The following is a 4,074-nucleotide window of genomic DNA, read 5'->3' on the forward strand; positions in this document are numbered from 1 at the left end:
ACCGCGGCAACGTCGTCCTGAGAAGCCGCCGGCCTCAGCCGGTGGAGGAGTCACGACACCGCCTTCCGTGTTGCCGACAGCCGTCACCAACTCTAGGGCCACCGCGCAAGGGTCGTACGTACGCCGTATGCTTACGACGTAAGTTTACGCCGTAAGCCTGGAGCGGATGATGAGTCTGATGGACGTCGACACCCTGCTGACCACCACCCGGTCGGTGCGCCGCAAGCTCGACCTCGACCGGCCGGTGGAGCCCGAGGTCCTCGCGGAATGCCTGCGGATCGCCCTGCAGGCGCCGGCGGCCGGGGCCCTGCTGTCGAGCATTCGCTGGCTGGTCATCCGCGACCAGGCGACGCGGTCAGCCGTCGCCGAGCACGTCCGGGAGCCAGCGCGCGCCGCCCAGGCCCAGTTCGGTCATCTGGTCAGTCAGGCCACCCTGGCATCGAGCCGGCATCTGCTCGACGTCCTCGACCGGGTGCCGGTGTTCGTCCTCGCCGCCATGATCGGTCGCCCGGCCGGTCCGGGTGCGGATGCCAACGTCTTCTACGGTTCGGTGTATCCGGCGATCTGGAGCTTCCAGCTCGCGCTGCGCAGCCGCGGGCTCGGCACGACGATCACGGGCTATCACCTTGACGGCCATGAGGCCGATGTGGCCGCGCTGCTCGGCATTCCCGATGACGTCACCCAGGTCGCATTGCTGCCGGTGGCCTACCTGACCACGACCGACTTCCGGCCAGCGGCGCGGCCGTCTGTGCAGAGCGTGACCTACTACGAGCGGTGGGGCCGCGCCCAGGACTGAACGCGCGGCTGAGGGGGCCGAGGCCGGCGGGCAGGCCGCCGACGTCTCGGAATGTGGATAGCCTGGCGGCGTGAGTTCCGCCGTGCCGGCTTCGTCCCCTGCGTCCGTTCAGGCGCCGCTGGAGCGGCTGGAGGCCGGTGTCGCGGCGCTGGTGCGCTGGAGTGAGAGCAAGCACATCCGGCGGGAGATCGCCCAGCGCTCGGGGTGCGAGCTGGCACCGAGCGAGCTGCGGTTGCTGGAGTTCTTCGACCTGGTCGAGCCCCTGCGGATCTCTGTCATCGCGGAATGCCTGCAGGTCGACATCTCCACGGTCTCGCTGCAGTTGCGTCAGCTCCGCGCGAGCCGTCTCGTCGAGGCGATTCCTGTCGAGGGAGACCGCCGCGCGATCATGATCGGTATCACGCCGAAGGGGCGGGCGGCGGTCGGGAGGGTTCGTTCCGCCAGGCGCGACCTGCTCCGGGCGGTGTTCGCCGAGGTCCCCGACGGTCGACTTGAGCAGGCAGCCGAGCTGCTGCTTCTCGTCGATGAGCACATGCTCGCCGGCCTGCGGGCGAAGCTCGGGACTGGCGCCGCTGGTGGTACGGGCCCGCGCTGACCTGCCACCGACAAGATGCTTTGATGGTTAAAAGCATCTTGACTGGACAGGTGCGCCCCCCTCGGCGGCCTTCCAGAGGGGAGAAGTCTGCGGATGGCTACGGCAGTGGTCACGGGCGGCACCGACGGCATCGGTAGAGGGCTCGCGGAGGAGTACCTCCGCCGCGGGTTCGAGGTGCTCGTCGTAGGGCGTGACGGGCGGAAGGGCGCGGCGTTCGAGCGCGCCGGTGAACGGGCCCGGTTCATCGGCGCGGACCTGAGCGGGGTGGCGGAGAACCGCCACCTGGTCGAATGGATCTCCCAGCGGTATCCGGTGCTCGACGTCCTGGTGCTCGGCGCGCGCTACCACCGGCAAACCCGGCTCCTGACCGCCGATGGTTTCGAGAGCAACTTCGCGCTGTTCTACCTGAGCAGATTCCTGCTCAGTCATGGCCTGGTCGGTCCGCTGAGCCGCGCCGAGCATCCGGTCGTGCTCAACTTCGGGGGCGCCGGACAGACCGGTCCAGTCCGTTGGAACGACCTTCAGCTGGAACGCGACTATCACGGTGTCGGGGCGATGGGCCACGCCGGCCGGCTCAACGACCTGCTCGGCGTCGACTTCGTGGGCGCCTACGCCGACAACGGTATACGTTACGTTCTGAACCACCCTGGGGTGGTGGTCACGAGTTTTGCCGGGGAGTACGACCCGGTCACCGCCGCGCAGGTCGACCAGCTAAGGGTGATCGGAAAGCCGGTGGCGAGCGCCGTCGCCCAGATCCTTCCGTTTCTGGATCCGCCCGGGCGGGAAGGGCTGACCGCCGTGCTGGAAGGCCGCCGCGTGCCGCTGGAGCCGAAGGCACGGTATCTCGACGACGCCCGCCGTCTACACGACCTCACCGTCGACCTGCTCGCGCGGTTCGACCACCGCACGGCCCGGTTCCGGCGTGGATAAAGCCACGACCTTCGTGGCGTTACTCGGCAAACAGCTCAACGTCGATGCCCCGAGCTGGCACGAGGTCGCAGCGCCCTTCGGTGAGGCTGGCAGCAGACGGGCTCTCGTTCAGGGCAGATCCGCGTCGCCGCCGAGGTTCGCGATCATGCGTCGCAGCACGTTGAGTGCGGTCGCGTATTCATGCGGGGCGATGCCGTCATGGACCTGCGCCAGCGCCTGATGGGCGCGGTCCGCGGCGCGGGTCCGCCCGGCCTCGCCCGCCTCGGTGATGACGAAGGTCCCGTCCTGTCTCTGAGTTATCCAGCCGCGTTTGAGTAGGTCGTCGAAAACGCCGTCAAAATCGATGTCGAGATCGTCGAACCGGGCGAGCCGGTGGATGAGACGCGCGCGGTCCCACTCCTCGGGATTGCCAACGACGTGGTTGAGGATCCACCAGTGCGGTTGGGTCAGCCCCTCGGTGGCCAGATCGGCGCGGATCCGGCCGACGACTCGCCGGTAGGCCTCGCCGCTCCAGTACCCGATCGGCTGCGCCGCCAGTAGCTCGTCCGAATATTTCTTGATCTCCGTGGCCATGCCAGTCCTTCCCGCGGTGCTGTAGGGCGTCCTCGTCGCCGTATGGCGGCATCGAGTGATCACGCTAGAACCTCCACCGGACTTGAGGTCAAGGTCGCTGGGCGCTGGTTTCGGAAGGATGGAGTGGGGCGGGACGATCCGCGTCCATTGGATCGCGGATCGTTCGCGTCGTGGCCGATATTCTCCCGCTGTTATCTGGAGACGGTTCCCGTCTGGATGTGGGGGACGGCTGAGGCGGGGTCGAAGCCCGCGAACGCGAGCCCGATGACGAAGCCCGCGACTTCTTCGAGCTGACGGGCGCGGCTGAGGGGGCCGAGAACGGCGGGTTCGCCGCCGACGTCCCGGATGAGTTCGCTGGTGACGTGTAGCGCGGCGGCGTCGTCGCCACAGATTGCCACTGTTGGCGTTGGAACGTCGTGACCACCGTCGGCGGGGCGGCGTGTCCACTGGTCGGCCGCGAAGAGGTGGAACGCCTTGACGACATGTGCCCCGGGAGCGCAGGCGGCTGTCCGATCAGCCGCGGCGTGCCGCTCGGGGAGCAGCACGCCGACTCCGTGCTCGACGGCGTTGGTCGGGTCGATCAACGGCACTCCCGCGAGCGTGCCTTCGGCCGCGCCGGCGCTGGAAAGGATCTCCTCGATGCCGGCCCACAGGACGGCGAGGAGCACCGCGTCGCACCCGGCGACGGCGTCTCGTGGGGTGGCGGCATGCGCCGTCCCGCCCAGCCGCTCGGCGAGCGCGTCCGCCCTGGCCCGTGACCGTCCGCCGATCACCAGCTCGTGCCCGGCCTGGCTCCACCCTCGCCCCAGCCCCTCGGCCAGCGTTCCCGTGCCCAGAATCCCGATCCGCATGTGGTCTCTCCTCGTCCGCGCCGGCTGCCTACCCGGCAACGGTAGGAAAGCCGGTACGCACCAAACGGTGCGTACGAGACTGCGACGATGACCCGGATGAGCGAGAACCCGCGCGGCTGCGTGGAGCTGGTCGCGGATTGTCGCCTGCGGGCGGCGACCGACCTGTTCGCGCACACCTGGGACCCCGTCGTTCTCGCGGCTCTTCGGCCGGGCCCTCGCCGCCGCCGCGAGGTCAGATCTCGGCCGAGCTGTCCTGCGCGTCCAGCAGTTCGTCGCCGTGCTCGACGATCCAGTCACCCAGTGCCGTCATCGGGCCGTCAACCAGGCTC

At 69.0% G+C, this 4,074-nt stretch carries 5 protein-coding genes; 3 read left to right on the forward strand and 2 right to left on the reverse strand.

Translation table 11 applies throughout. The annotated features are described in order from the left end of the window. Positions 1–178: 178 nt before the first annotated feature. From C1A33_RS21525 to C1A33_RS21535, 3 genes are all read left to right on the forward strand, one after another. Positions 179–796: a nitroreductase family protein gene (locus tag C1A33_RS21525; protein ID WP_101833213.1), complete on the forward strand. Its 618-nt coding sequence runs from the start codon at positions 179–181 to the stop codon at positions 794–796. Positions 797–866: 70 nt separating this feature from the next. Further along, a complete protein-coding gene (locus tag C1A33_RS21530; RefSeq protein WP_101833214.1) occupies positions 867–1,391 on the forward strand; it encodes a MarR family winged helix-turn-helix transcriptional regulator in 525 nt (174 codons plus the stop codon). A 93-nt stretch (positions 1,392–1,484) separates the two neighbouring features. Beyond that, the gene (locus C1A33_RS21535; protein WP_101833215.1) at positions 1,485–2,321 is read left to right on the forward strand and encodes an SDR family NAD(P)-dependent oxidoreductase; all 837 of its coding nucleotides are present in this window, start codon (positions 1,485–1,487) and stop codon (positions 2,319–2,321) included. Positions 2,322–2,429: 108 nt separating this feature from the next. On the opposite strand, the gene C1A33_RS21545 is transcribed toward C1A33_RS21535, so the two are convergent. Beyond that, entirely contained in the window at positions 2,430–2,894 is a 465-nt protein-coding gene (locus C1A33_RS21545) for a MarR family winged helix-turn-helix transcriptional regulator (RefSeq protein ID WP_101833216.1), read from the reverse strand. Positions 2,895–3,085: 191 nt separating this feature from the next. Next, positions 3,086–3,745, reverse strand: coding sequence for an NADPH-dependent F420 reductase (locus tag C1A33_RS21550; RefSeq protein ID WP_101833217.1), 660 nt, complete (start codon positions 3,743–3,745; stop codon positions 3,086–3,088). Positions 3,746–4,074 lie beyond the last annotated feature (329 nt).

It is taken from the genome of Frankia canadensis (assembly GCF_900197875.1).
Lineage (GTDB): Bacteria > Actinomycetota > Actinomycetes > Frankiales > Frankiaceae > Frankia > Frankia canadensis.

Coding starts and splice junctions, on each gene's coding strand:
- C1A33_RS21525 (WP_101833213.1), top strand. CDS start 179: ATGGACGTCGACACCCTGCTGACCACCACCCGGTCGGTGCGCCGCAAG.
- C1A33_RS21545 (WP_101833216.1), bottom strand. CDS start 2,894: ATGGCCACGGAGATCAAGAAATATTCGGACGAGCTACTGGCGGCGCAG.
- C1A33_RS21550 (WP_101833217.1), bottom strand. CDS start 3,745: ATGCGGATCGGGATTCTGGGCACGGGAACGCTGGCCGAGGGGCTGGGG.
- C1A33_RS21535 (WP_101833215.1), top strand. CDS start 1,485: ATGGCTACGGCAGTGGTCACGGGCGGCACCGACGGCATCGGTAGAGGG.